Genomic DNA, 24,924 nt, shown 5'->3' on the forward strand with positions numbered 1-24,924 from the left:
GCACCAACCGGGTCGCGCCGTCTCGCTATGGGATACTCGACGCATGACGAACGGCAAGGTGGTCCATTTCGACACGCAGCGCGGCTTCGGCTTCCTCGCGCCGGACGCGGGGGGCGAGGACGTCTTCCTCCACGTGAACGACATCGACTTCGACGAGTCGGCGTTGCGCCCGGGGACCGCGGTCACTTTCGAAGTGGAGAAGGGCGACAAGGGGCTCAAGGCCGTGAACGTCGCCGTCGTCGGTGGTGCACCCGCCGCTGCGCCCCGTCGCGACAACCGCGATCAGCGCGACCATCGTGGCGACCGCGGTGACCGGCGCGACCACGCGCCCCGCCGGGACGCCGCGCCGCGCGCGGCGGCCGGCGCGCTGGACATGCAGTCCTTCGTCGACGAGCTCACCGAGCTGCTGCTCGATTCCTCGGACGATCTGACCGCCGGCCAGATCATCGCGATCCGCCAGCGGATCGCGGACTTCGCCTTCGCGCGCGGCTGGGTCACCGAGTAGGTGCCGCTGCTGCCCGGGCCGGCCGCCTACCAGCCGGCCGACGTCGAACGCCTCGTCGCCGAGCAGCCCAAAACGGCGGGGCTCGAAGCGGATACGGAGCCCACACTGTTCTCGGGTCCGCAGTGGGAGGCCCTGCGGTGGGAGGGGCACAGCTCCGCCTTCGCGAGGGATCGCGCACGTGTGCTGCACAGCGCCGCGCTGCGCCGCCTCGCCGATAAGACCCAGGTCGTGGGCCCGCGCGAGGGAGACACGCCGCGCACCCGGCTCACCCATTCGCTGGAGGTCAGCCAGATCGGCCGGGGCATCGCCCTCGGTATCGGCTGCGATCCCGACCTCGTCGACCTCGCGGGCCTCGCCCACGACATCGGGCACCCGCCCTACGGCCATAACGGTGAGCGCGCCCTCGACGAGGTCGCGTCGAGCATCGGCGGCTTCGAGGGCAACGCGCAGAACCTGCGCATCCTCACCCGCCTCGAGCCCAAGGTGCTGAACGCCGCGGGGGAGTCGGCCGGCCTCAACCTCACCCGCGCCGCGCTCGACGCCGCCACCAAGTACCCGTGGCTGCGCCGCGAGCCGGGCGGCAAGTTCGGCGTCTACGACGACGACGCGTACGTCCTCGACTGGATGCGCGGCGGCGAGGACGGCCCGCACGGCACCCGGCAGTGCCTCGAGTCGCAGGTCATGGACTGGTCCGACGACGTCGCCTACTCAGTGCACGACGTGGAGGACGGGGTCCTGTCGGGCCGCCTCGACCTGCGCGCCCTCTCCTCGCCCGCGGAGGTGCGCAGCCTCTCCGGCTTCGGCGCCAGCAGCTTCCGCGGCGCGGAGGCCGCCGAGCTGGAGGAGGCCGGCGCCCGGCTGGCCTCCTTCGAGGTGGTCGCCGCGGCCGCGAAGTACGACGGTGGCCTCGCCTCCTCGGTGGCGCTCAAGCGCATGACGAGCGAGTTGGTGGGCCGCTTCGCCTCCGCCGCGATCGACGCGACCCGGGCCGCCACGGGCAACGAGCCGGTGTGCCGGTACGACGCCGACGTCGAGGTGCCGCCGTCCGTGCGCGCCGAGGTGATCCTGCTGAAAACGATGGCGCTGCAGTACATCTACTCGAACCAGATGCACCTGGCGATCCAGCAGGGGCAGCGGGACCGGATCCTGCGCGTGGCCGACTACCTGATGGGCGCGTCACCGTCGAACATCGATCCGCTGTACTCCCCGGCCTACCTCGCCGCGGACTCCGACGCCGTCCGCCTGCGCGTGGTGGTCGACCAGATCGCGTCGATGACCGAGACGCGGCTCGAGCGGCTGGACCAGAAGGCCCTCGAGGGCTGAGCGGCAGTACACTCGAACTCGTGGTCGGCAGAATCCCGGAGCGTGACATCGCGGCGATCCGCGACCGTGCGCGCATCGAGGACGTGGTCGGCGAGTACGTGGCACTCCGCCCCGCCGGCGTGGGGTCGATGAAGGGCCTGTGCCCGTTCCACGACGAGAAGACCCCCAGCTTCCACGTGCGCCCCACGCAGGGCTTCTTCCACTGCTTCGGCTGCGGCGAGGGCGGCGACGTCATCTCCTTCCTGCAGAAGATCGAGCACGTGCCCTTCGTGGAGGCCGTCGAGCAGCTCGCCGACAAGGTGGGCATCCAGATCTCCTACGAGGGCGGAGCCCCCGGCCCCAAGCAGGACCGCGGCACCCGCATGCGGCTCGTCGCCGCCAACGCAGCCGCACAGAAGTTCTACGCCGAGCAGCTGCGCACCCCGGAGGCGGAGACCGCGCGCAAGTACCTCACCGATCGCGAGTTCACCGAGGAGGACGCCCGGTTCTACGGCTGCGGCTACGCCCCGTCGGGCTGGGACACGATGACCAAGGCGCTGCTGCGGCAGGGCTTCGAGGTCAAGGAGCTCGAGGCCGCCGGCCTTACCAAGCCCGGGCAGCGCGGCCCGATCGACCGCTTCCACCGGCGCCTGCTGTGGCCCATCAAGAACCTCGGCGGCGATGTGATCGGCTTCGGCGCCCGCAAATTGTACGACGACGACAACCTCCCCAAGTACATGAACACCAACGAGACGATGCTCTACAAGAAGTCTCAGGTGTTGTTCGGTCTCGACCACGCGAAGAAGCACATCGCCAAGGGGCACCAGGTGGTGGTCGTCGAGGGCTACACCGACGTCATGGCCATGCACGCCGCGGGCGTGGAGACCGCCGTCGCGTCGTGCGGCACCGCCTTCGGTGAGGAGCACGTCTCCCTCGTGCGGCGGCTCATGATGGACGACAGCTACTTCCGCGGCGAGGTGATCTACACCTTCGACGGCGACGAGGCCGGCCGCGCCGCCGCGATGAAGGCCTTCGACGGCGACCAGAAGATCGCGGGCCAGACCTTCGTGGCCGTCGCGCCCGACGGGATGGACCCCTGCGAGCTGCGGCAGAAACACGGCGACGAGGCCGTGCGCGACCTCATCGCGCAGCGCGTTCCCATGTTCGAGTTCGCGGTGAAGACACTGATCACGGAGTTCGACCTCGACACCGCGGAGGGGCGGGTGCACGCCCTGCGCCGCTCGGTGCCCGTGGTCGCGCGGATCAAGGACATGGCGCTGCGGGACGAGTACGCGCGCCAGCTCGCCGGCTGGGTCGGCTGGGAGGACGTGACGCAGGTGCTGCGCCGCGTGCGCGAGGAGTCCGCCCGGATCCGCCGCGGGGAGGGCCGCCCCGGTCCGGGCGCGCCGGCACCGTCGAACAACCGGGTTCGCGAGATGGTTCCNGAGGCCCCGGCNCCCCGCCCGACGGGNCCGCAGCGCCCCAACCCCGCGGACCCGGTGCTGTGGGTGCAGCGCGAGGTGCTCAAGGCCGCGCTGCAGGTGCCCGCGCTCGCGGGCATGGTCTTCGACGCGCTCTCCGACGACATGTTCACCGACCCCGCCTACCGCCAGGTGCGGCTCGCGATCGAGGCGGCGGGCGGCATCGCGGCGGGCCTCGGCGGCCCGGAATGGGTGGACACCGTGGTGCGCCACGTCGACGGCCCCGTGCTGGAGCCACTGGTCACCGAGCTCGCGGTGGAGCCCCTGCAGGTGGCGGGCGACCCGTCGCCGCGGTACGTCGAATCCGTGATGGCGCGACTGCAGGAGGTCTGGGTCGGGGCGCAGGTGGCCGACCTCAAGTCGAAGCTGCGCCGCATGTCGCCCAATTCCGACGGTGACTACAACCGCCTCTTCGGCGATCTGGTGGCGCTCGAGAGCTACCGGCAGAGCCTGCTCAAGATGGCCGTCGGTGACTCGGCGTTCTGATCCGGGTCGGCCTTCTAGTCCAGGTCGGTCTTGGGGGAGTAGATCACCGTCTGCGCGTCGATCTCGCGCATCGTGCGCATCTTCGGATCGGGGTTGAGCTGCTCGGCGAGCTTGCGCCGCCCGATCTCCACGGCCTTCTTCGTCGCCGGGCTGGTGGCGATGGCCTTCGCGGTGCGGTTGATCTGCTCGTACCGGCGGCGTCCGGCCTTGGTGCCCAGCACGTAGCCGGCACCTGCGGCGATAACCAGTCGCATCATGCCGCCACTGTACCGGCCGCGGCCCCGCTCCGGCGGGCGGTCCCCGGCCGATAGGCTCGATCCATGAGCTCGTACCCGCCCGCCCAGACCGTCGCCGAGTTCGAGGCGAACATCGCCGAGGTGATGCGCCGCATCGATGCCGCGGCGGCCCGGGCGGGGCGGTCACCGTCGGACGTGCGGCTGTTGCCCGTCAGCAAGACGGTGCCGCAAGAGCGGCTGCGACTCGCCGTCGCCGCGGGCTGCCGGGAGCTGGGGGAGAACAAGCCGCAGGAGGCCAAGCGCAAGAGCGCGGAGATGGCCGACCTGGACGTCTCGTGGGCCGTGATCGGGCACCTGCAGACCAACAAGGCGAAGGACGTCGCCGCCGTCGCCGCCGAGTTCCAGGCGCTCGACAGCGTGCGTGTCGCGGAGGCGCTCGACCGCCGGTTGCAGGCCCTGGGCCGCGGTCTCGACGTCTACGTGCAGGTCAACACGTCGGACGAGGAGCAGAAGTACGGCATGCCGCCCGCCGAGGTTCCGGCCTTCCTCGCCCAGCTGCCCGTCTTCGCCTCGCTGCGGGTGCGCGGATTCATGACCCTCGCCGAGTTCTCCTCCGACGAGGAGCGGGTGCGCGCCTGCTTCCGCCGGCTCCGGGACGTCCGGGACCGGGCCGTGCAGGAGTGGCCCGAGGCGGTGGAGCTGTCGATGGGGATGTCGGGCGACTACGAGATCGCCGTGGAGGAGGGCTCGACGTGCGTGCGGGTGGGCCAGGCGATCTTCGGCTCGCGGGCGCTGCCCGACAGTCATTACTGGCCCGAGGGGCAGTAATCTTCCCCTCGTGCTGACCGATGACGAGGACCGCCAGTTCACCGTCGCCGACATCGCCGAGCTCCTGGCGGTCGTCGTGGCGCTCGGCGTGCTCTTCTGGCTGCTCGAACCGCTCAACCCGTGGCTGAAGTACCCGGCGATCCTCTTCGGGTCCGTCGCCGTGCTCGCTGTGTGGCGCGGCCTGCGGAGGGTGATCGCGAAGCGCAGCGACGGCCGCGCCGGCGGGATCGCGCCCCTGCAGCTGGTCGAGATGGTTCCGGGCGAGTACTCACTGATCCTCGTGGTCGGCGGCACCCCGTCCGACGATGCCGTCGTCGCGCTCGGGCACGAGCCGAACGGCTACTTCTGGCAGGGCGTCGCCGAGCGGATCCTGCCGGAGCAGATGCTCGCGGGAATCCGGTTCGACAGCGAGGCGGGGATGTTCAGCGCGCGGAGCGACAAGGAGACCCTGGTGATCCTGGGTTCGGAGATGGCCCGGATCGCGACCGATCCCGCGCGTGTGCGCGAGGTGGTCGCCGCTGCGGAGGCCGACGGCTTCGTCTTCGACGACTGACCTCGGGAGGGTTCGTGCTCGGTCTCGTGCGTTTGTGTTCCGGTCACCTCGATCCCGCGGTGCGGTGGCTCTGGCGCGCGCACCTGTGCGGGGTGTGCCTGACGCTGCGGGACACGGCGGGGCAGCCCGCGCGGGCGTTCACCAACACCGACGCCGCGCTGCTCTCCGCGCTCGTCGAGGCGCAACAGTCGCAGCCCGCCGCCACCCGCACGGCCGGCCCGTGCGCGCTGCGTGGGATGCGGCGCGCCGCGGTGATCGCACCGGCGGAGCTCGGGGTGCGGCTGGGCGCCACCGCCGCACTCACGCTGGCGTCGGCGAAGATCGGTGATCGGGCCGCCGAGCGGGAGACGGGCCTGTGCGGCTCCGGAGTCGCGGGGCGCGGCGCCGTCGGGCTGCTGCGGGTGACCGAGCGACGGGTCGGGCGCCGCGCCGCTGCCGATGCGACGGTCGCCGCCGCGGCACGCGTTCCCGACGTCCTCGCCGGGCTCGCCGAGCAGGCGCGGATCGAGTCCCGCGCGACCGAGCTCGCCGAGGTGACCGCGCCGACGGCGGCGGCGGTGGGGGCGATGTTCGCGGCGTCGGGCGGGCTCGCGGGATGCCCGGAGAACGAGGAGGCGCTCGGCGAGCTGGGGCGCGCCTACGGCGAATTCGCGCACCTCGCGGACGCGTTGGAGGACCTGCCGCGGGACCGTGAACGGGGCGAGTACAACCCGCTCGATGCGACCGGCACGTCCGTGGACTCGGCCGTCGCGCGGCTGCAAGCGTTGCGCGACATCGTGATCGACCGGCTCGGCCGGATCGAGCTGCGCGACGACCGGCTCGTGCGGCCGCTGTTGCTCACCGCGATGGCCACGGTTCTCGCTGCCCAGGGCCCGCCGATGACCGAGAAATCGAAGAAGAAGCTGGGCCGTCGATCAGTCGATGTGGGCGAGAACGCGGGCGACTGCTGCTGCGACGGCGACTGCTGTTGCGGCGACGGGTGCTGCTGCGACTGTTCGTGAAACGACGCCGCCCCGGCGGAAGCAACGGCTTCCACCGGGGCGGTGACGGATTCGGTTCCTAGGCCTCGACGCGGACGTCGGCGCGGGCCGGGATGACCACGGGGTGCACGCCGGACATGCGCTCGAGCACGCGGACCACCTGGCAGGAGTAGCCGTACTCGTTGTCGTACCAGACGTAGAGCACGAGGTCCTTGCCGTCGGCGATGGTCGCGAGACCGTCGACGATGCCGGCGCGGTGCGAGCCGACGAAGTCCGTGGACACGACCTCGGGCGACTCGATGTAGTCGATCTGCTGGCGCAGCTTGGAGTGCAGCGAGACGCGGCGGAGGTAGTCGTTGACCTCGTCCTTGCTGGTCGGCTTCTCGAGGGTGATGTTGAGGATCGCGAGCGAGACGTCCGGGGTGGGGACGCGGATGGACGAGCCGGTGAGCTTGCCCTCGAGCTGCGGCAGCGCCTTCGAGACGGCCTTCGCGGCGCCTGTCTCGGTGATGACCATGTTCAGCACCGCCGAGCGGCCGCGGCGGTCGCCCTTGTGGAGGTTGTCGATCAGGTTCTGATCGTTGGTGAACGAGTGCACGGTCTCGACGTGGCCGCGCTGGATGCCGTAGGCCTCGTCCAGGGCCGCCAGTACCGGCGTGATCGCGTTCGTGGTGCACGACGCGGCGGAGAGGATGTTGTCGGCGTCCTCGATCGTGCTGTCGTTGATACCGTGCACGATGTTCTTCAGCGGCGCCTTGCCGGGCGCGGTGAGCAGCACGCGCGCGGCGCCCTTGCTCTTGAGGTGCAGGCCGAGGCCCTCCTCGTCGCGCCACTTGCCGGTGTTGTCGACGATGAGCGCGTCCTTGATGCCGTACGCGGTGTAGTCGATGGTCGACGGGTCGTCCGAGTAGATGACCTGGATGCGGGTGCCGTTGGCGATGATCACGTCGTTCTCGGCGTCGATCGAGACCGAGCCGGCGAAGGGGCCGTGCACCGAGTCGCGGGCCAGCAGGCTGGCGCGCTTCTCGAGGTCGTTCTTGACGCTGCGGCGCACCACGATCGCGCGGAGGCGTAGGCCGTGGCCGTTGCCGGCGTGGCTGATCAGGATGCGGGCCAGCAGGCGGCCGATGCGGCCGAAGCCGTAGAGCACGACGTCGGCGCCGTCACCGTCGGAGACCGGGACGTTGCGCTTGGCGATCTCGGCGCGGAGGAGCTCCTGGACGGCCTCGTCGGACTCGAGGTCCGCGGCGAGGATCGCGAGGCGTGCGATGTCGATCGACGCGGGCTCGGGGGCGATCTCCAGCAGGCCGCGCAGCACCTTCTCCGTCTGCGACAGGGTGAGGGCCTGGTGGCCCAGTTCCTCGGCGCGCTCGTGCGCCGAGATCACCGCGGAGGTGGAGAGGTTGATCAGGCGGTGCCCGTGGATCGACGACACCACACCGTGCTGGCGGTAGAGCCGGCCGATGATGGGGATGAGGCGCTCGGCCTGCTCCTCACGGGCGACCCAGGCGTCGCGGTGGCTGTCGTACGCGCCGCGATGCCCATCGGCAGTCGCGGAGGTCGACGGGGACTCGGGCTCCAGCTGTTGCGTCACGCCCATCATTATGCAATGCGCTGAGCATGCAGCGAGCCACCGGGGCGATGGTGAGAGCGCGGCTGGCGGGCGACTTCGGGATGCCCGCTCACGGTGGTGGGGCAGGTGGGGCTCGAACCCACGACCAGCGGATTATGAGTCCGCGGCTCTAACCGACTGAGCTACTGCCCCCTCGCCGGCCGTCCGTTGTTCGCGCGACGGGTCTCTCGTTGAGAACAAGCCCTGACCAGCGCGAATACATTAGCACCCGGCGTATCCGATCGTTGCACCGGCCCGCGATGGGTGGTTGCAGGCGCAGTGGATCGACAATCCCGAGTGTTACGATTGATGCAATTGTGGTTCAATGCTCTTCGATGGGCGGATGTGGCTGGAGTGATCCAGTGGCCTCCGATGATGCTTCAAGACAGCGAGCGCCCTGAGGAGTCCGCCATGACCAGAAGAAGCTGGTCCTTCCGTATCACGATCGCCGCGCTCGTCGCGGCCCTGACCACGACCTGCCTCGCCTCGATTGCGAGCGCGGACACGACCGTCGGCCCCTCGGGCATGACCGTGACCCCGTCCGGCGCCGGCGGCCAGGTCTCCGACTGGCGTGCCGGCACCGTCATGAAGATCTGGAGCAACGGCGGCGTCTCGATCCCCGTCGTCACCGCGAACCCCGGCGGGAAATTGGAGGTCCGCGCGCGCGGCGAGATCTGTCGTGGTGCGCCCGTGATGGCGGTCAAGCGCGCCGGCGTCACCCTCGCCACGCTCACCCTCGCGTCCGGATGGAACACCTACTCCGTCGGGCTCGGTGCCCAGACGGGCTCGAGTCCCGTGACCCTGGAGTTCACCAACGACTACAGGTGGTGGTTCTGCGATCGGAACCTGTACATCGCGAGTGTGGCCGTTCGGGACGGCGCGGTGACCCCTACGCCGACACCCACGCCGACGCCGACTCCCACGACGACGGTTCCGGCGACGGGGTGCCCCGCGAATCAGTTCCAGGCGAGGTACTTCAACAACACGACCGCCACGGGGACGCCGGCCGTGTTGCAGTGCGAGAACGCCCCGGGCGGACTGTTCACCGGCGCGCCGCTGGCAGGGGTCAACGCCGACAATTTCTCCGTCGACTACAACGGTGTCCTCACCTTCCCGCAGACCACGACATACGTCGTGTCGGCGACCGTCGGCAACATCGGTGCTCGGATCTGGATCGACGACGCGCTGGTGTTCGACAAGCCGACCCCCCAGTGGGGCACCTTCAACACGCTGCGAACCGTGACGGCGGGGCAGCATCGCGTGCGAGTGCAATACGCCCATACGTCGGGGATCGCACAATTCGGAGTCTCCTTCCCTCGCGCGACACCGAGCGCACCATCGAACAACGGCAACTACTTCGCCGCGGATTCCTTCTGGAACCAGCCGGTCCCGGCGAACGCCGCGGTCGATTCTCGGAGCGCCGGATGGGTCGCGAGGTTGGATGCGGGCAACTCCCGTGTGTCGATCAACAGTCGGGAGTGGACGACCACGATCTACAACGCGCCGCCCGGCACGCCCACAGCTGAGATCTTGATGGTCAACAGCAAGCGCAAGCTCACCATCCCGTATCTGTCGTCGTACCGCCCGACACAGGACGCGGATTCGCACGTGGCGGTGATCGACGACGCAACCGGTTGTTTGTACGAGTTCCAGAGCTTCAATCCGGTGATGCTCTCAGCGAACGCGTCAGCGAGCTATCGCGTGTACACCGGATCGGGCGGGCACGTCGCGGGAGCCGGTCATGCGGGAGGAGAGTTCTCCTACCTCGCGGGCCTGATCACGCCCCAGGACGTCCAGTCCGGCGTGATCGACCATGCGCTCCGGTACGCACTGCCGCTCGGCGCGCAGAAGTTCGTCTACCCGGGCACGCGGACCGACGGCACGGTGTCGGACGGGATACCGCAGGGCACCCGACTGCAATTGGATCCGACCCTCGACCTGAGCAGGTTCGGCCTCACACCGTTCCAGCTCATGGTGGCCAGGGCTCTGCAGGTGTACGGAGGCTTCAACGCCGACCATTCGACGGTCTTCACGCTGTACGCGCGCAGCACCTACGACGGCACGACGTACGCCCAGCCGATCCAGTCGCTCCCCGATGCGCTGATCCAGCACATGCGGTTCCTCGCCCCCACGGTCTCGTCGACGGATATCTACCTCGACCGCGCCGATGATCCGGGCTGCAACCAGCAGCGTTGACCGGCCGCCGTTCGGCGCGTCGTGCGCCAATTCCTCTCGCGGCACGAGAACGAGGCCTAACGTGTGGCCCAGGTCACTCGAATCGGACGAGGGGAGTCGGAGTGCTCGATCACTACGACGTGCGTGGCGGCGAATTCAGGCTGGGAATCCGCCCGCCGGCGGGTCGGCGAGCGGGCCTGGGGGTGTGGCGCGTGGTGAAGGCGGTGCTCAACTCCGCCGCCGAACTCGACGTCTACGTCTGCGCGGCGCGACACGGCGCCCACGGCGAGCGCTGGGCACCGTCGTAGCACCACGGCCGCACGGCTAGTCTCGGTCGCATGGCCGACGACGCACGCCAGCTGCCCGACGACGACGGTGCCGCGGCCGACCCGGGTAAGGGGCGGAAACTGCTGGCCCGGGGTGCGGAGGCCGCGCACCGTGCGAACCGCAGCGCGGCGATGACGGGCCTCGTGCGGGCCGCGCGGGAGAACCTGCCCGGCGGGCCCAAGAAGGACCTGTTCCAACCCGATGCCGAGTCGACGGAGCGACTCGCCAGCCTGCTCGACCGCATCGTCGGCGACGAGCCGACAGTGACGCGCGAACTGGGCAACCTGGCCACCGCGACCTGGCAGGCGATGATCAGCCGCCGCGACCGCGACTACCTGCCACCGAAGCCCATCACCATCCTGTTCACCGACCTCGTGGCCTTCTCGACGTGGGCCCTCGATCGCACGGACGACGAGATCGTGCGGCTGCTGCACGCCGTCAACCGGACGACCGCGGAGATCGTCGGGCGGCACGGCGGTGTCGTTGTCAAGACCATGGGCGACGGTGCCCTGGTCGCCTTCGACGGCGAGACCGCGATCGAGGCGGCGTACGAGGTGATCGAGGCCGTCGGGGCGATCGACGTGGCCGAGGGGTACCGGCCGACGCTCCGAGCGGGCCTGCACACAGGCACCCCGAGGCGCGTCAAGGGCGACCTCATCGGCGTCGACGTGAACATCGCGGCGCGGGTCGCGGAAGCGGCGAACGGGGGCGAGGTGCTGGCGTCCGAGACCGTCTTCACCATCGCCGATAAGGGCCGCTACCAGGTGCGACCCCGTCGTTTCAAGGCCAAGGGTGCGCCCCAGAAGCTACAGGTGTTCTCTGTGCGCCCGCTGTACTGAACCTCCGGGTTTCCCCTGAACTTCCCGAAATACCTGACTCGGGCTGTAACGAACCGTGGCACGGTCCCTATAGAGCGTGTGACTTGAGTCCTAGAGTCCAGCGGCGGCCTTCGTGCCCCGTCTCCATTTCCAAGGATGGGAACCAGATGAATACGAAGAAGATCGGAGCCGCGTCGTTCGCCGTCGTGGCCGCCGCCGGCCTCCTCGCCGGGTGTGGCAAGTCGACCGAGGGCGACAGCCCCGTCGCCTTCTCGCCCGTGACGGGCGACCAGTTCACCGCGAACCCGGGCGCCTTCCAGACCGACGGCATCGCCGTGCCGCCGAAGGACGTGACGATGGTGGGTAACACCGTCGCCGCACAGGCCGTGGCCAACTCCGGCCTGCCGCAGGGCACGATCACCTCGACCACGAACAACACCACCGTGTACTACCCGCCGGCCCCGGCGATCCCGGGCCTGCGCGTCGCCCCCCAGCCGGCGCCGCCCGCGCCGATGGTGCGCCCGGCGAACTACAAGCCGTGGAACTACACCCCGCAGGAGATCGCGGTCTACCAGCAGATCTGCGAGACCGGCACCTGGAACAACTACCGCGCCGGCATCGAGGTCCAGACCCAGACCTGCTACACCCTGTACGGCCGCCAGCTCGGCGTGAAGCCGTGGCATCCGGGCCAGCCGAAGCCGTGGCAGCGCCCCGACTACCCGAAGCCGTGGTTCTCGGCCGACTTCAAGGTCGACGTGCCGGTCTTCTGGGTCTACCCCAAGAACTGGACCCAGCCGCGCCCGCAGCCGATCATCTCGGTGTCGATCAGCCTGAACCTGGGCAACAACCCGTACCGTCGCGTGAACCCGGCCTGGGATCAGCCGTACTACCCGGTGTGGGCCGTCACGCCCGGCCGTGTGATCGACGTCCGTGACCAGGCCCGCGTCGTGGCGCCGATCTACACGACCACGACCACCACCACGACGACCACGACGACCACCACCACGACGGCGCCCGTCTTCCCGGGCACGGTTCTCGCCCCGCTGCCGACGTCGGCGACGGTGACCCCCGTGACCGCGGTGCCCGGTGCCAAGGTGACCGGCAACGTGAACCTCGATGCGAACGTGACCGTTCCGACCGCCGCCGCGCTCAAGGGCGCGACGATCCAGGCCGGCACCACCGCGTCGCTGAACGAGGCCGTCGGTACGTCGGTCGAGGCGACCGTCGCGAAGCCCAGCGCCGACAACGGCAACCGGGTCTCGGTCGGCGGCAACGTCGGCGCGACCGTCTCCGGCGGCGCCGGTGCGGGCGCGACCGTGACCGGCGGCGCCGGAGCGGGCAACGGCACCGTCACCGGTGGTGCGGGTGCCGGCGCGGGCGCAACGGTGCCCGGCGGCGGTGCGACGGTGTCCGGCGGCGCGGGTGCGACCGTGACCGGCGGTGCCGGTGCGGCCACCACGACCACCACCAAGCCGGCTGAGCGCCTGGCGACTCCGACGCAGACGCAGACGCAGCAGCCGACGCAGACGCAGACCCAGGAGCCGACGCAGACGCAGACGCAGCAGCCGACGCAGGCTCAGCCGACGACTACCACCCCGGCCGCGACCCCGCAGGCCGCGACCCGGACGCAGACCCAGGCGCCGACGGCCACCAAGCCGGCGACGACCCCCACCTGCACCCCGGCTCAGGTCGAGGCGGGTACCTGCACCACCGGTAACTGATCGCCGACGCCCTCGGGGAGACCTCCGGCAGGCCCTCTGACCTGCCGATTGGTCTCCCCGAGCGCGTATGCGCTAGAGTCTCTTCTCGGTCAAAGTTCAATCCCCCATAGCTCAATTGGCAGAGCATTCGACTGTTAATCGAAGGGTTACTGGTTCGAGTCCAGTTGGGGGAGCAAAGAAGCCCGCAGGTCACTGCGGGCTTCTTGCTATCCAAGGTGTGCCGAGTGCCAACACACGTGCCAGAAGAGATGCCCCGCCCCTCGTCGATCTGTCAGTCGGGCGCGGGATCATCAGTTCATGAAGCGCAACTACATCGGCGCCGCGCCCGAGCAAGCTATCCAGTGTCTGCTCTGCCGGAGCGCCACCAGGTTGAGTAAGGCGCACATACCCCCACAGTGCGCGGGCAACCGCCAGGCGGCCGTTAAACGAATGCGCCCATACATTCAGGACGAGGTCATGCGGCAAAGCAGTCCCAAGGACGGGGGGATGTGGTTGCGGACGATATGCCAGGACTGCAACAACCTCGCGAGTAAATACGACCCGGCATACGGAGACCTCGCACGCCGGATAGACGTCGCGAATCGGCTCACCGGTCGAGTGGTCCTGCCCCACGGTGGCGATGGAACAGTTCCCGCGATCAGCGTGGCACCCGGTCGGGTTGCCCGGTCAGTTCTGCACGGAATGGTCGCCCTCGCTCCGTCCATGAGCTTGATGCACGACGACTTCCTGGCATCGCTCATCCTTGACGACGACTCACTCAGGCTCCCCGAAGGGCTCCGGTTGAGCGTGGCGCGGGTCAATACCTGCGCGTGCAGGATTTCAAGTGCCTACTCGATGATGAGGGTGGTTGGAGCTCGACAGATGTACGACGTGCTGGCCGAGGTGTGCTTCTACCCGTTTCTGTGGATCTTGCATTCGACGCGATCGTCGCACGTCAGTCTGGGACCGCACCTTGCCGATGCGGAGGGCTGGGGTGATGCGACGGAGTGGATTCGCTACAGCCGTTCCGCTAACCGTGCTGACATGCGTGACGTCCTGAGCAGACTTCCGATGACCACTCACCCGACTGAACGTGACCGCGACGAATGGGTCGAAATGCTCAATCAGGAGCACTCCTACCTTCTGGAGGGGGCTATCGACCCATCCACGTTGCGATTCACGAACCGATAACCGGATCGCGTCGAACGGGCTGAGGTGTGCAGTGGGGATGCCGAAGCGGCGGCGTACGTGCCGCAACGCGGTCGCGCAATACTCGCTCTGTCGGCGGAACCAACCCTAGTCCGTCAGGTCCGCCGTCCGTAGGGCGATGTCGGTGGGCAGGTCGCCGCGTGTCCTCGGCGGCGGAACTCCAATTCGACGATGCCCGTGCCGGTGGCGAGGTCCAGCACCGTGTCTCCCTGTGGGAGGAGCGGGCTGATCGCCTCCGCAGCGGCGGAGGCACGGGGAGCGCCGCCGCGGGTGGCGTCGTAGTCGGCGGCGTGCCAGTCGTAGGTGGACACAGCGCGACGATAGCCGCGCGACCGCTCAGGCGGAGGGGCGCGCGCCCAGCGCCTCGCAGGCGGCCGCGGTACCCAGGGCGGCCAGCAGTGCCACGTCGACCTGCTGTACCCGCCTCAGCTGCGCGCTGGGGGCCTCGGCGGCGCCCGCCAGGGCCAGGAACGAGCCGACGGACGCGGTCCCGGCGGCGATCGCGGGCCACCGGAAGCGTTCGTCCGCGGCGCCGGCGAGGAGGGCGGCGCCCAGGATCCCGAAGAAGGTCGCGCGGTGCCTCAGCAGGAGCTCGGTGTCGTGGTCCGGCACCGTTACGCCGTAGGCGCGTTCGACGCGATCGCGGGAGAGGACGGCGGTGGCGGGCAGCAGGTGCGCGACGCCCACGGCGGCGAGGAGCGCGCCGGCCATGCGGTGCGTGGTCACGGGTGGAACCTCCGGTGGTCGGGGAGTGATGCTCCTAGCTTCGGTGAGGTGACCACCACCGCGCTTCCGGAAACGTGCGCAGTCCCGGGCGTGCTGTGGGTCTCGCCGGCGACCGCGCTGTACTTGGGGCCGTCGCTGGGGCTCGCGGCCCACTCGACGTCCGTGCACTGCCTCGTGGTCGGGGTCGACGGTCCGCTCGACGTGCAGGTGGGTTCCCGCACGGTGTCGGCCCGCAGCATCCTGGTGCCGCCGCGGACCGTGCACCGCGTGGTCGCCGAGCCCGGAGCCCGGATCCTGTTCTGCTACAACGACGCCACCGCGGTGCGCGCGCGGGACCTGACGACTCGGATGACAGAGCCAGGGGAGTTCGCGACGGGCCACCGCGCCGAGGCCGAGTTGCTGCGCTTGTGCGAGGAGCGCGATCCCTCGGGCGCGGCGCTGGTCGCGGCGGCGTTCGGTGCGGGGGCATCGCCGGAGCCCAGGGTGCGGCGTTCCATCGAGCGGGTGCGGGCGGACCCGGCCGGCTGCTCCGCGACGGCGCTGGCGCAGGCGGAGCACCTGTCGACGCCGTACTTCCTCCGGGTGTTCGGCAGGGAGACCGGCACGAGTTTCCGGCGGTACCGGTTGTGGGTGCGGATGCTGCGCGCCGCCGAGTCGATCTCCGCGGGCGCCGATCTCACGAGGGCCGCGGCCGACGCGGGGTTCGCCTCACCGTCGCATTTCAGCGACGCCTTCCTCGCGATGTTCGGGCTCAGCGCCACGGCCCTGCTCGGCACCGGATCGCGCCTGGTCGTCGGTGCTGCACCCGGCGACTGGTCGTAGGAAGCGACCGGTAGGAGCGCGATAACCGGTGGTGTCGGCTGACGGGCGAATCGGCCGCGAACGCCACCCGGGTGCCCATGTGTCTACGCTGACAGGGGTGACGATCGACTATCGCCTGCCAGGGGCCCTGACCGACCTGGTTGCGGTACCTTCCGGGCTGCTCGAGGGTCTGGGTACCGAGCCGGTGGACATCTGCGCGCCCGTTCACGCGTTGGTCATTCAGCCCGGTGACGCGGAGGCTCGCGATTTCCCCGAAGATCGATTGGGGGAGAATCAGATCCGACCCGCTGCCGATTTGGTCGTCCTTCTCCAGGGCCTGGAATCGAGGTCGCTTGCCGAGTCTCGAGAGCCGCTGCACCGCGTGGTCGGTACGTGCCGCCACTTCGCTGTACTCGCCTGTGCCCTGCTTCGGTATCGAGGTATTGCAGCCCGGGTCCGCTGTGGCTTCGCGACATACTTCGAGCGCGATAGGGCGGTGGATCACTGGATCGTTGAGTATCGCGCTATCGATACTCATCGTTGGGTACGCCTGGATCCGGAGATTCTCGGGCAGAAGGTCGTTGGGAATCCGGACGACCTTGTGGCCGGTCAGTTCTTGTCAGGGGGTGAGGCGTGGATGGCCTACCGTCGAGGTGCGATCGACGCGTCGCGGTTCGGTGTACATGGGACCGCGAACTGGGGACCTGCGGAGATCCGCGGCAATGTGGTCAAGGATCTCGCCGCTCTGAACAAGGTCGAGATGTTGCCGTGGGACGAGTGGGGTCGGATGACCGAGGCGTACGACGGCGCGACGGGGCCCGACTACGATGCCCTCCTCGACGAGATCGCCGAAGTCTGTGCCACGGACGACACAATCGCTGTCGCATCGCTCTACGAACACGCTGACCTTCGTGTTCCGGACGAGCTCGTGCGCTGAGACCAGTCTGCCGACGCCGGTTTGTCTCGGCACGCTCCCGGCGACTGGTGGTAGAAATCGATTGGGGTGGCGGGGCCGCCGGCGCGATACTGGGGTGCATGGCGACGCAGTACGACCGGATCAGCGATCGGCTCCAACAGTTCATCGAGGGGCAGCAGATGTTCTTCGTGGGCACCGCGGCGCCCGACGGGCGGGTCAACGTGTCTCCGAAGGGACTCGATTCCCTCCGCGTGCTCGGCCCGAACCGTGTGGCGTGGCTCAACGGCACCGGCAGCGGCAACGAGACCGCGGCGCACCTGCTGCGGAACCCGCGGATCACCGTGATGTTCTGCGCCTTCGAGGGCAAGCCGCTCATCCTGCGGCTGTACGGCACGGCGCGGGCCGTCCACGACGGTGACGCGGACTGGGGTGAGCTGATCGCGCTGTTCCCGCCGATGCGCGGCGCCCGCAACGTCTTCGACGTCACCGTCGATCTGGTGCAGACGTCGTGCGGCTTCGGCGTGCCGCTCTACGAGTACGACGGGCAGCGCACGCTCATGGACTCGTGGGCCGAGAACAAGGGCGACGAGGGCATCGAGCGGTACCACCGCGAGCGCAACACCCACAGCATCGACGGCTTCCCGACCGGAATCCCCGTGCGGTAGCACGGTCACCGGTCCGGAGGGGCGCCGGGCCGGTGACCGTGTCCGCGGGTTACGCGGCCTTGTCCGCGCCGGCGTTCCCGGCGTCGGTGGTTCCGTCGTCCGTGGTCGTCGTGGTGTCGGTGGTCGACGGTGCGGTCGCTGTATCCGTCTCTGCGGCGGCCGGTTCGGGAGCCGTCACGGGATCCGCTGCAGGAGGCTCGGTTGCGGGATCTTCTCCCGCCGGCGTCGGGTCGGGCGCCGGCGTCTGGGTGGTCGGCGTGGGCTTGCCGTCGTCACCCTTGCCCTTGTCCTTGTCGCCCTGGAGCCGTGCCAGCAGGTCGGGCAACGGCTCGCCGCCCTTGTCGAGGCTGTGGTCGCCGCCGGTGTCGGGCACGGCGACCTCGGGCGTGTTGGCGGAGACCGCCTCCTGCCCGGTCGCGGCGAAGGTCGTCGACCGCGCGCTTGCATTCGAGTCCGCGGCGGACTGCGCCGGGGCGCCGGGCAGGTTCGCGGACTGCTCGGACAGGGTCTTCGAGAAGTCCAGGAGCGACGACGCCGAACCGTTGATGAACGGCCCGTACTGGCTGGTGGCGAAGTCCGACAGTGGCTTCAGGGTGACCGCCGAGATCGCCTGGTAGACGGGGCCGAATGCCGTCATCACGGGCGTGATGAAGGTGTCGATGCCGAGGAGCTGGGTCAGCGAGCTGACGCCGAGCGGCGAGGTGACGCCGGTGATGATCTGGCTCAGCGGGTCGGTCGGCAGGAGGCCGTCGGGAATCAGGCCCGCGCTGGAGTTGGGGCCGGTCTGGCTGCCGACTTGGAGCAGGTTGTCGGAGAACAGCTTGACTCCGAAGAGCGACGGCGACGTGAGTCCGGCGCCCTCGACACCGACGTTGAATCCGCCCAGGCCGTAGAGGATCGGCAGCGGGACGCCCAGCGGGTTCTGCAGCAACAGCAGGTTCTGGCCGTTGTTGACGTTGATGCCGTTGGTGCCGACGTAGTTCCCGGTGGTCACGTTGATGTTGGTGAAACCGACCGGCAGGATCGTGTTGACGTTCGTCATCGTGAGGCCGATGGGGGAGTAGACGCCGTTCTGCGTGGGCAGCAGCACGTTCGCGCCGAGCACGCCGGCCTTCGCGAGGCCGAGTGGCAGCTCCACGCCGGCCGCACCGATCGGCACCGAGACCACGGTCTCCGAACCGCCGAGCCATCCCGGGATCTTCAGCGCCGCGGTGGGAGCAGCACCCCAGAAGCCCGCCTTCGCGCCCAGCGGGAAGGTGTACGTGCCGTCGGCCTGTGGAATCCACACCGTGCCGGACGGAAGGCTGCCAGCGGGAAGGAGGTTGAACGGGAGTCCACCACCGGGGACAACGACGGGCAGGCCTCCGATATTCACTGTCTTCGGCAGGATGATGGTCAAGCCATCCGGGGTCTTGACGAAGGTGTTCAGGAAGTTCGTCTGGCCTGCCATTCCCAACAACGGCCACGTGTACTTGCTGGTGTACTTGCTTTGAGTCGCCTCGAGTCCAAGGATGATCGAACTCAACGGGGGGAGACCCGCCACGGCGTCACCGACGATCGGTGTTCCCAGGACAGTGTCGATCAGCCCCGCGGCTCCGTTGAACAGACCACTTCCCGGCATAGACGTAGGGAGGATCTTCGACAGATCGAGCTGCGTGCCGCCGGGCAATACCACATTCGGCACGACGCCTGGGACACCTGTCGGGAGGTTCAGGCTTGCAAGATTCCGCAGCACCGTTGGCAGGTTCGAGATCTTGGTGACATCGACCTTGTTGTACGACGAGCTGAACACCGGCAGGATGCCGCCGGTCTGGCCCGCGATCGGGTTCCACACGGAGCCGGCGCTGTTGGTGACGTTGTTCGAGGCGTTGAGGAAGTTGTCCAGCGCGTGCGAGTAGTCGCTGATCGCCTTGCTGTAGTCCGGCGGCGTGGTGGCCGCCTGCGCCGGGGCGCTCATCAGGCCGACGGCCGCGGTGGCGCCGACGGCGGTCGCGGCGACGGCGGTGCGCTTGGCGGCCAGCTTCGAGGCCTTGCGATGCTTCGCACTCATGGTGGGAGGTTCCTCTCGGACGAAATGCAGATGCCGCAATCGCGCATCCGCGCTGAGGATAAGACTGTTGAAGTCTTGAAGATCACCCTTTGTGTCACAGCAAAATTGGGGAGCAATGCGTCAGGAGTTGTCGTCCGCACCGGCGGCGGAACCCGCCTTCCTTTTCGGTGCCGCGATAGGGTGACGGCAACGACCGAAAGGATTCCGATGAGTCTCGCGGAGCTGTCCGAGTGGCCCGTCGACAGCGCCGCCGGCGCACTTCTGCGGACCGACGCCCCGGGCGCGGTCGAGATGCACGGCGATGTCGACCACGCATTTGAATTGGCATCCGTCACCAAGCTTCTCGTCGCCTACGGTGTCCTGGTGGCGATCGAGGAGGAGGCGATCACGCTGCGCCAGCCGGCGGGGCCGGAGGGGAGCACCGTCGAGCATCTGCTGGCGCACGCCTCGGGCGTTTCCTTCGATTCGCCCGCTGTGCAGGCACAACCGGCCACCCAACGTATATACAGCTCATACGGTTACGAACTCCTTGCGCGGACCGTGGAGACCGAGACCGGCATCTCCTTTTCCGACTATCTTCGCGAGGCCGTCTTCGAGCCGCTGGGGATGGGGAACTCGGAACTGGCGGGGCCGGCCGGGCACGGCGCCAGGTCCACGGTGTCCGATCTGGCGCGGTTCGCTGCGGAGGTCGCCGCTCCCACGCTTCTCGACCCGGGCACCGTCGACGGTGCGCGCGCCGTTCACTTCCCGGGCCTGCCGGGCTTCGTGCCCGGCTACGGGAAGTTCGCCAACAACACCTGGGGGCTCGGCTTCGAGGTGAAGGGTGACAAGCGGGCGCACTGGACAGGCACGCGGAACTCGCCGCGCACCGTCGGGCACTTCGGACAGGCGGGGACGTTCCTGTGGTTCGACCCCGATCTGCGGCTCGCGGCAGTCGTCCTCACTGACCGGCCCTTCGGGGCCTGGGCCAAGCCGTTGTGGTCCGAGTTCAACGATCGGCTGATTTCTCAGGAACTTCAAGGCGAGTAACTGGCGCAACACGCGCATCATGGTGCACAATGGCTTCATAACTACATCGATGTGATAAAGCGCAGCTGGTAGCCGGCACGTTTCGACAGGTGGCTTGGGGAAGACGTCCTCGTCGAAACGAAGAAGGTGGCAACCATGCAGCAGCTGAGTCAGTTTGCAGAGGTGACGACGGGAGTCGTCTGGATTCACGCCGCACCTGCTGCACTGTGCCCGCACGTGGAGTGGGCACTGTCGAGGACCCTCGACGCCCGGGCCACCCTCAAGTGGTCCGCGCAGGAGGCCGTCCCCGGCATGCAGCGTGCCGTCGTCGACTGGGTGGGCCCGGTCGGCAGCGGTGCGCGGATGGCGAACACCCTGAGGGAGTGGAACTCCCTCAGGTTCGAGGTCACCGAGGACCCCTCCGAGGGGGTCGACGGTGAGCGGTTCTGCTACGCCCCGGGGCTGGGGCTGTGGCGCGGCACCATGAGCGCGTCCGGCGACACCCTGCTGGGCGAGGCGCAGCTGCGCTCGATGATGCTCGACCAGGGCCCCGAGGGCCTGCAGACGTCCCTCGACTCGCTCCTGGGCACCGCCTGGGACGAGGCGCTCGAGCCCTTCCGCATGGGTGGCCAGGGCGCCGAGGTCACCTGGCTCTCCCAGGCCGTCGGCTGAGACCTGCCTGAAACCCGGCCCTGGCGGGCGAGCGCGGCGCTGCGGCGACGGCGCCCCGCCGGGACCGGGACACGGGTGGGGAATGCACTGCGATTCCTCGAGCGCGGAAAGTTGTCGGCCCGATCTGCCACCATCGGGACATGGCACTCTCCACGTCCGAGAAGCAGGAATTCCTCGCGCAACCGCACGTCGCGGCGTTCTCCGTCGCCGAGCCGGGCCGCGGCCCGCTGACCGTGCCCGTCTGGTACGCCTACGAGCCGGGCGGCAAGCCCTGGATCACCATCGGTCCAGGGTCCCGCAAGGCGACGGCGCTCGCGGCCGCCGGCCGGTTCTCGCTGATGGTCGACACCGTCGAACCGCGCACGATGTACGTGAGCGTCGAGGGCGCCGTCGCCGAATCGCGGCCGTCGACCGATGAGGAGGTCCGCGCGATGGCGGCCCGCTACCTCTCCGGCGCCGCGCTCGACGGCTATCTCGAGTTCGCCTTCGGCCAGCTGGGGGAGCATCTCACCGTGGTCCTCGAGCCCGAGCACTGGCTCGGCGCCGACCTCACGATGTGATCGCCCGACGGTGCCGGGGCCGCCCGGCACCGTCGGGCGACGGTCAGTACTTCACCCAGCGCGCCGTCGTGGGCGCGTTGCTGCAGGTGACCCGCACCCAGTACCACTTCCCGGTGGGCTGGGCGCCGGGCACGATCACCTCGCGAACCGCCTTGCCCGGCAAGGGGAACGGAATGGTGACGGTGTCGAAGTTCCAGCCGGACGGACGCGAGCGGTAGGTGCACCAGCCCGCGTCGCCATAGGTCTGGTTCCGGACGGTCACCCGGGCGCCGGCCCAGGCGGCGACGGGATTGCTGAAGGTCACGGTCGTCCAGGCGTTGGCGGCGCCAGTACCGACGACGCCGGCGGCGGAGACGAGGGCGAGGGAGGCCGCGGTGGCGGCCACGCGCTTGGCGGTGGTGTTCATGGGACGGTCCTTCTGATTCGGGGAACTGCTTGCCGGATCAGAATGGCGGCGCGCCTTGGGCGTTGACACGCGTAGCGGACTACTCGAACTGCGAGCGACGCGCCGTACGGACTACTCGGCCGGCACCGTCGGGAAACGCGAAACCGGCCGCCGAGGAGATCCTCGACGACCGGCTTCTGGAGAAAAGCTCAGTACTTGCCGAACGCCAGCGCCACGTTGTGGCCGCCGAACCCGAAGGAGTTGTTCAGCGCGTAGGAGATGTCGCCCGTGCGGGCGGCACCGTGGACGACGTCCAGTTCGATCTCCGGATCCTGGTTCTCCAGGTTCAGGGTCGGCGGGATGATCCCGTCGCGGATCGAGAGCACCGTCAGCGCGGCTTCGAGCGCGCCCACGGCACCGATGGAGTGGCCCAGCGCGCCCTTGGGCGCGTAGATCGCGGCGTCCGTGCCGACGACCGCGTTGATGGCCTTGGCCTCGGCGGTGTCGCCGATCGGCGTGGCCGTGGCGTGCGCGTTGATGAAGTCGATGTCGGAGCGGGACAGGCCGGCCGTCTCCATCGCGCGCTTCATCGCGCGAGCGGCTCCGCCGCCCTCCACGTCCGGCGAGACCATGTGATAGCCGTCGGACGTGATGCCGGCGCCGAGCAGCCGGGCGATCGGCTTCGCGCCGCGCGCCAGGGCGTGCTCCTCGGTCTCGATGATCATGAGGGCCTGCGCCTCGCCGAAGACGAAGCCGTCGCGGTCCTTGTCGAACGGGCGCGAGGCCGCCTGCGGATCGTCGTTGCGGGTGGACAGCGCGCGCATCATCGCGAACGAGGCGATGGGCGGCGAGTCGATCCGGCCCTCCACGCCGCCGCAGACCGCGATGTCGGCATCGCCGAGCACGATCTGGCGCCAGGCGTGCGCAATGGCCTCGTTGCCCGTCGAGCAGGCCGAGACCGGCGCGATGGCGCCGGCCCGGGCACCGATCTCGAGCGCCGACACGGCGCACGCGCCGTTCGGCATGGACATCTGCACGGCGAACGGCGAGACCTTGCGGACGCCGTGATCGCGTAGCGCGTCCACGGCTTCCACCATCGTCTCGCCGCCGCCGAGGCCCGTGCCCACGACGGCCGCGAGGCGCGTCGGGTCGACATCGGGCCGACCGGCCTTGTCCCACAGCCGCTTGGTCATCACGTGGGAGACCTGCTCGACGTAGGACATGCGCCGTTTCGACACATGCTGCTTGCTGATGTCCCCGGCGTACTGGCGGTCGGGCCGCTCCGGTACGTCGTCCGACGGGTCCGACAGCAGCTGGCCGCCGAACCGCACCGGCAGATCGGGGATCTGCACGCCGATGAAATCTCCCTCGAGCGGACGGATGCCGCTCTTACCCTCGAGCAGACCCGCCCAGGTGGCGTCGGTATCGACGCCGATCGACGTGGTCAGCTCGATAGCGGTGACGACCACACTCGGGAAGTCGCCACCGCGCGTCGAGAAACTCCTCAGCGAAGACAAGGGCTTACTTGCCCTTCTCGGCCTCGTACTTGCCCTTGAGCTCAGCGGCGAGCTCGGTGTTCTCGGCCTCGAGCTTCTGGATGTACGCGACGGCGTCGCCGACGGTCTTCAGGCCCGCGAGGTCCTCGTCCGGCACCTTGACGCCGTACTTGTCCTCGAGCTGCACGGCGATCTCGACCATCGACAGCGAGTCGATGTCCAGGTCGTCGATGAACGCCTTGTCCAGGGTGACCTCGGAGGGCTCGATGCCGGTGACCTCTTCGATGATCTCGGCGATGGCGGCGACGATTTCGTCCTGGCTGGTGGCCACAGTGGGTCCCTTTCCTTGTGTGACCCGACCCGCGATTTCGCGGAGACGGGAGTCTATCCGTGCGACGGCGGGCGTCGCGGGGGTCCGACGGTGCCGGGCGGCCCGTCGGGTGGTCTCGAGGCTACTGCGCGGGGGCGAGCAGCTCGGTGAGGTCGGCCGGGGTCTTGACGGCCACCTGCGGCACACCCTTGAGCTCGCGCTTGGCGATGCCCACCAGGGCGCCGGCCGGGGGCAGCTCCACGACCATGGAGACCTCGGCCTCGCGCATGGTGGCGGTGCACAGGTCCCAGCGGACCGGGCGGGTGACCTGCGCGACGATCTGCGCCAGGGCGGCCTCGCCGGAGACGACGGGCTTGCCGTCGCGGTTCGACAGCAGCGTCAGCTGCGGGTCGCGCGGGGTGATGGCCTGCGCGGCGGCCGCGACGGCCTCCTGCGCGGGGGCCATGAACTCGGTGTGGAAGGCACCGGCCACGGCGAGCGGGCGCAGGCGCGCCTTCTCGGGGGCGTTGTCGGCCAGCTTCTGCAGGTTCTCGACGGTGCCCGCGGCCACGATCTGCCCGGAGGCGTTCATGTTGGCGGGAACCAGGTCGAAGGACTCGAGGGTCGCGAGCACGTTCGCCTCGTCACCGCCGAGGACGGCGGTCATCGAGGTGGGGACCAGCGCGCAGGCCGCGGCCATGGCACGGCCGCGGATGGCGGCCAGGCGCACGGCGTCGTCGGCGGTGATGACACCGGCGACGGCGGCGGCGGCCAGCTCACCGACGGAGTGGCCGGCGACGACCGTGTCCGACGGCTGCACGCCCATCTGCTCGAAGGCGAGCAGTGCGGCGGCCACCACGAGGGGCTGAGTCACGGCGGTGTCCGTGATCTCGTCGGCCTCGGCGATGGTGCCGAGGCGGACCAGGTCGAGTTCGGCGATCTCGGACCAAGCGCGGAGACGTTCCACGGCAGAAGGCTGATCGAGCCATGCGGTCAGCATGCCGGGCTTCTGGGAACCCTGTCCGGGTGCGAGCAGTGCAATCACGTGTACCAGGAAACACCCCGGGAACCTGAAAAGAAGGTGTTGGAGCCTGAGAACCTGACTCATCGAATTTGTGGGGTT

Annotated in this window: 26 protein-coding genes, 2 tRNA genes and 1 pseudogene; 19 read left to right on the forward strand and 10 right to left on the reverse strand. The window is 69.2% G+C overall.

Annotation, left to right across the window (positions count from 1 at the left end; genetic code table 11):
* The first annotated feature begins 43 nt into the window (after positions 1-43).
* From ACM9LD_RS03225 to ACM9LD_RS03240, 4 genes and pseudogenes are all read left to right on the forward strand, one after another.
* On the forward strand, positions 44-505 hold the full coding sequence (locus tag ACM9LD_RS03225) for a cold-shock protein (protein WP_415675347.1): 462 nt from the start codon (positions 44-46) through the stop codon (positions 503-505).
* Positions 506-1,828: a deoxyguanosinetriphosphate triphosphohydrolase gene (locus ACM9LD_RS03230; RefSeq protein WP_415675348.1), complete on the forward strand. Its 1,323-nt coding sequence runs from the start codon at positions 506-508 to the stop codon at positions 1,826-1,828.
* Positions 1,829-1,848: 20 nt separating this feature from the next.
* Positions 1,849-3,251 (forward strand): DNA primase (gene dnaG / locus ACM9LD_RS03235; protein ID WP_415675349.1); only part of this gene is annotated, 1,403 nt, incomplete at its 3' end.
* Positions 3,252-3,279: 28 nt separating this feature from the next.
* Positions 3,280-3,774, forward strand: a pseudogene (locus ACM9LD_RS03240) (DNA primase); the annotation flags it as partial.
* Positions 3,775-3,788: 14 nt separating this feature from the next.
* Here ACM9LD_RS03240 and ACM9LD_RS03245 read toward each other — a convergent pair.
* Positions 3,789-4,031, reverse strand: a complete 243-nt coding sequence (locus ACM9LD_RS03245; RefSeq protein WP_068521248.1) for a hypothetical protein — start codon at positions 4,029-4,031, stop codon at positions 3,789-3,791.
* Positions 4,032-4,094: 63 nt separating this feature from the next.
* On the opposite strand from ACM9LD_RS03245, the gene ACM9LD_RS03250 reads away from it, so the two are divergent.
* From ACM9LD_RS03250 to ACM9LD_RS03260, 3 genes are read left to right on the forward strand one after another with little or no spacing between them, the layout of a single operon-like run.
* Positions 4,095-4,838 carry a YggS family pyridoxal phosphate-dependent enzyme gene (locus ACM9LD_RS03250; protein ID WP_415675350.1) on the forward strand — a complete coding sequence of 248 codons (744 nt, stop codon included), beginning with the start codon at positions 4,095-4,097 and terminating at the stop codon, positions 4,836-4,838.
* 10 nt (positions 4,839-4,848) lie between these two features.
* Positions 4,849-5,391 carry an Imm51 family immunity protein gene (locus tag ACM9LD_RS03255; RefSeq protein WP_415675351.1) on the forward strand — a complete coding sequence of 181 codons (543 nt, stop codon included), beginning with the start codon at positions 4,849-4,851 and terminating at the stop codon, positions 5,389-5,391.
* Positions 5,392-5,417: 26 nt separating this feature from the next.
* Complete coding sequence (locus ACM9LD_RS03260) at positions 5,418-6,392, forward strand: DUF5685 family protein (protein WP_415675352.1); 975 nt, start codon at positions 5,418-5,420, stop codon at positions 6,390-6,392.
* Between the two features lie 58 nt (positions 6,393-6,450).
* On the opposite strand, the gene ACM9LD_RS03265 is transcribed toward ACM9LD_RS03260, so the two are convergent.
* Positions 6,451-7,965 carry a glyceraldehyde-3-phosphate dehydrogenase gene (locus tag ACM9LD_RS03265; protein WP_415675353.1) on the reverse strand — a complete coding sequence of 505 codons (1,515 nt, stop codon included), beginning with the start codon at positions 7,963-7,965 and terminating at the stop codon, positions 6,451-6,453.
* Between the two features lie 94 nt (positions 7,966-8,059).
* A tRNA-Ile gene (locus ACM9LD_RS03270) sits at positions 8,060-8,136 on the reverse strand.
* Positions 8,137-8,394: 258 nt separating this feature from the next.
* Here ACM9LD_RS03270 and ACM9LD_RS03275 point away from each other — a divergent pair.
* The 6 genes from ACM9LD_RS03275 to ACM9LD_RS03300 all read left to right on the forward strand — a co-directional run bounded on the left by ACM9LD_RS03275 (position 8,395) and on the right by ACM9LD_RS03300 (position 14,194).
* Positions 8,395-10,179 carry a carbohydrate-binding domain-containing protein gene (locus tag ACM9LD_RS03275; RefSeq protein WP_415675354.1) on the forward strand — a complete coding sequence of 595 codons (1,785 nt, stop codon included), beginning with the start codon at positions 8,395-8,397 and terminating at the stop codon, positions 10,177-10,179.
* 101 nt (positions 10,180-10,280) lie between these two features.
* The gene (locus ACM9LD_RS03280) at positions 10,281-10,466 is read left to right on the forward strand and encodes a hypothetical protein (protein WP_415675355.1); all 186 of its coding nucleotides are present in this window, start codon (positions 10,281-10,283) and stop codon (positions 10,464-10,466) included.
* Between the two features lie 30 nt (positions 10,467-10,496).
* Entirely contained in the window at positions 10,497-11,324 is an 828-nt protein-coding gene (locus tag ACM9LD_RS03285) for an adenylate/guanylate cyclase domain-containing protein (protein ID WP_415675356.1), read from the forward strand.
* Positions 11,325-11,470: 146 nt separating this feature from the next.
* Positions 11,471-13,024: a hypothetical protein gene (locus ACM9LD_RS03290; RefSeq protein WP_415675357.1), complete on the forward strand. Its 1,554-nt coding sequence runs from the start codon at positions 11,471-11,473 to the stop codon at positions 13,022-13,024.
* A gap of 100 nt (positions 13,025-13,124) precedes the next feature.
* Positions 13,125-13,197: transfer RNA gene (locus tag ACM9LD_RS03295), tRNA-Asn, on the forward strand.
* Between the two features lie 124 nt (positions 13,198-13,321).
* Positions 13,322-14,194, forward strand: coding sequence for a hypothetical protein (locus ACM9LD_RS03300; RefSeq protein ID WP_415675358.1), 873 nt, complete (start codon positions 13,322-13,324; stop codon positions 14,192-14,194).
* Between the two features lie 113 nt (positions 14,195-14,307).
* Here ACM9LD_RS03300 and ACM9LD_RS03305 read toward each other — a convergent pair whose 3' ends face one another.
* Together ACM9LD_RS03305 and ACM9LD_RS03310 are read right to left on the reverse strand one after the other, a co-directional pair.
* Entirely contained in the window at positions 14,308-14,523 is a 216-nt protein-coding gene (locus ACM9LD_RS03305; RefSeq protein ID WP_415675359.1) for a class I SAM-dependent methyltransferase, read from the reverse strand.
* Positions 14,524-14,548: 25 nt separating this feature from the next.
* Positions 14,549-14,938, reverse strand: a complete 390-nt coding sequence (locus tag ACM9LD_RS03310; protein WP_415675360.1) for a hypothetical protein — start codon at positions 14,936-14,938, stop codon at positions 14,549-14,551.
* Positions 14,939-14,986: 48 nt separating this feature from the next.
* Between ACM9LD_RS03310 and ACM9LD_RS03315 the strand changes: the two genes are divergently transcribed.
* The 3 genes from ACM9LD_RS03315 (at position 14,987) to ACM9LD_RS03325 (ending at position 17,320) form a co-directional block, all read left to right on the forward strand.
* Positions 14,987-15,760 (forward strand): AraC family transcriptional regulator, encoded by a 774-nt coding sequence (locus ACM9LD_RS03315; RefSeq protein WP_415675361.1) that lies wholly within the window; start codon positions 14,987-14,989, stop codon positions 15,758-15,760.
* Between the two features lie 97 nt (positions 15,761-15,857).
* Entirely contained in the window at positions 15,858-16,676 is an 819-nt protein-coding gene (locus ACM9LD_RS03320) for a transglutaminase-like domain-containing protein (protein ID WP_415675362.1), read from the forward strand.
* A 98-nt stretch (positions 16,677-16,774) separates the two neighbouring features.
* Positions 16,775-17,320 (forward strand): pyridoxamine 5'-phosphate oxidase family protein, encoded by a 546-nt coding sequence (locus tag ACM9LD_RS03325; protein ID WP_415675363.1) that lies wholly within the window; start codon positions 16,775-16,777, stop codon positions 17,318-17,320.
* A 49-nt stretch (positions 17,321-17,369) separates the two neighbouring features.
* Here ACM9LD_RS03325 and ACM9LD_RS03330 read toward each other — a convergent pair whose 3' ends face one another.
* Positions 17,370-19,370 carry a hypothetical protein gene (locus ACM9LD_RS03330; RefSeq protein ID WP_415675364.1) on the reverse strand — a complete coding sequence of 667 codons (2,001 nt, stop codon included), beginning with the start codon at positions 19,368-19,370 and terminating at the stop codon, positions 17,370-17,372.
* A 207-nt stretch (positions 19,371-19,577) separates the two neighbouring features.
* Between ACM9LD_RS03330 and ACM9LD_RS03335 the strand changes: the two genes are divergently transcribed.
* The 3 genes from ACM9LD_RS03335 (at position 19,578) to ACM9LD_RS03345 (ending at position 21,610) form a co-directional block, all read left to right on the forward strand.
* A complete protein-coding gene (locus ACM9LD_RS03335; RefSeq protein WP_415675365.1) occupies positions 19,578-20,399 on the forward strand; it encodes a serine hydrolase domain-containing protein in 822 nt (273 codons plus the stop codon).
* Between the two features lie 135 nt (positions 20,400-20,534).
* A complete protein-coding gene (locus ACM9LD_RS03340; protein WP_068521214.1) occupies positions 20,535-21,050 on the forward strand; it encodes a DUF3145 domain-containing protein in 516 nt (171 codons plus the stop codon).
* 140 nt (positions 21,051-21,190) lie between these two features.
* Positions 21,191-21,610, forward strand: a complete 420-nt coding sequence (locus tag ACM9LD_RS03345) for a pyridoxamine 5'-phosphate oxidase family protein (protein ID WP_415675366.1) — start codon at positions 21,191-21,193, stop codon at positions 21,608-21,610.
* 43 nt (positions 21,611-21,653) lie between these two features.
* Here the strand turns inward: ACM9LD_RS03345 and ACM9LD_RS03350 are convergent, their stop codons facing one another.
* The 4 genes from ACM9LD_RS03350 to ACM9LD_RS03365 all read right to left on the reverse strand — a co-directional run bounded on the left by ACM9LD_RS03350 (position 21,654) and on the right by ACM9LD_RS03365 (position 24,846).
* Positions 21,654-22,016, reverse strand: a complete 363-nt coding sequence (locus ACM9LD_RS03350) for a hypothetical protein (protein WP_415675367.1) — start codon at positions 22,014-22,016, stop codon at positions 21,654-21,656.
* 188 nt (positions 22,017-22,204) lie between these two features.
* Complete coding sequence (locus ACM9LD_RS03355) at positions 22,205-23,512, reverse strand: KasA/KasB family beta-ketoacyl-ACP synthase (RefSeq protein WP_415675368.1); 1,308 nt, start codon at positions 23,510-23,512, stop codon at positions 22,205-22,207.
* A gap of 4 nt (positions 23,513-23,516) precedes the next feature.
* Positions 23,517-23,822, reverse strand: coding sequence for a meromycolate extension acyl carrier protein AcpM (gene acpM, locus ACM9LD_RS03360; RefSeq protein WP_068521207.1), 306 nt, complete (start codon positions 23,820-23,822; stop codon positions 23,517-23,519).
* A 121-nt stretch (positions 23,823-23,943) separates the two neighbouring features.
* The gene (locus ACM9LD_RS03365) at positions 23,944-24,846 is read right to left on the reverse strand and encodes an ACP S-malonyltransferase (RefSeq protein WP_415675369.1); all 903 of its coding nucleotides are present in this window, start codon (positions 24,844-24,846) and stop codon (positions 23,944-23,946) included.
* Positions 24,847-24,924: the final 78 nt, after the last annotated feature.

The sequence above is a fragment of the Tsukamurella hominis genome (assembly GCF_965137015.1).
Lineage (GTDB): Bacteria > Actinomycetota > Actinomycetes > Mycobacteriales > Mycobacteriaceae > Tsukamurella > Tsukamurella hominis.

Coding starts and splice junctions, on each gene's coding strand:
- ACM9LD_RS03245 (WP_068521248.1), bottom strand. CDS start 4,031: ATGATGCGACTGGTTATCGCCGCAGGTGCCGGCTACGTGCTGGGCACC.
- ACM9LD_RS03225 (WP_415675347.1), top strand. CDS start 44: ATGACGAACGGCAAGGTGGTCCATTTCGACACGCAGCGCGGCTTCGGC.
- ACM9LD_RS03340 (WP_068521214.1), top strand. CDS start 20,535: ATGCAGCAGCTGAGTCAGTTTGCAGAGGTGACGACGGGAGTCGTCTGG.
- ACM9LD_RS03290 (WP_415675357.1), top strand. CDS start 11,471: ATGAATACGAAGAAGATCGGAGCCGCGTCGTTCGCCGTCGTGGCCGCC.
- ACM9LD_RS03275 (WP_415675354.1), top strand. CDS start 8,395: ATGACCAGAAGAAGCTGGTCCTTCCGTATCACGATCGCCGCGCTCGTC.
- ACM9LD_RS03325 (WP_415675363.1), top strand. CDS start 16,775: ATGGCGACGCAGTACGACCGGATCAGCGATCGGCTCCAACAGTTCATC.
- ACM9LD_RS03250 (WP_415675350.1), top strand. CDS start 4,095: ATGAGCTCGTACCCGCCCGCCCAGACCGTCGCCGAGTTCGAGGCGAAC.
- ACM9LD_RS03335 (WP_415675365.1), top strand. CDS start 19,578: ATGAGTCTCGCGGAGCTGTCCGAGTGGCCCGTCGACAGCGCCGCCGGC.
- ACM9LD_RS03345 (WP_415675366.1), top strand. CDS start 21,191: ATGGCACTCTCCACGTCCGAGAAGCAGGAATTCCTCGCGCAACCGCAC.
- ACM9LD_RS03300 (WP_415675358.1), top strand. CDS start 13,322: ATGAAGCGCAACTACATCGGCGCCGCGCCCGAGCAAGCTATCCAGTGT.
- ACM9LD_RS03285 (WP_415675356.1), top strand. CDS start 10,497: ATGGCCGACGACGCACGCCAGCTGCCCGACGACGACGGTGCCGCGGCC.
- ACM9LD_RS03330 (WP_415675364.1), bottom strand. CDS start 19,370: ATGAGTGCGAAGCATCGCAAGGCCTCGAAGCTGGCCGCCAAGCGCACC.
- ACM9LD_RS03350 (WP_415675367.1), bottom strand. CDS start 22,016: ATGAACACCACCGCCAAGCGCGTGGCCGCCACCGCGGCCTCCCTCGCC.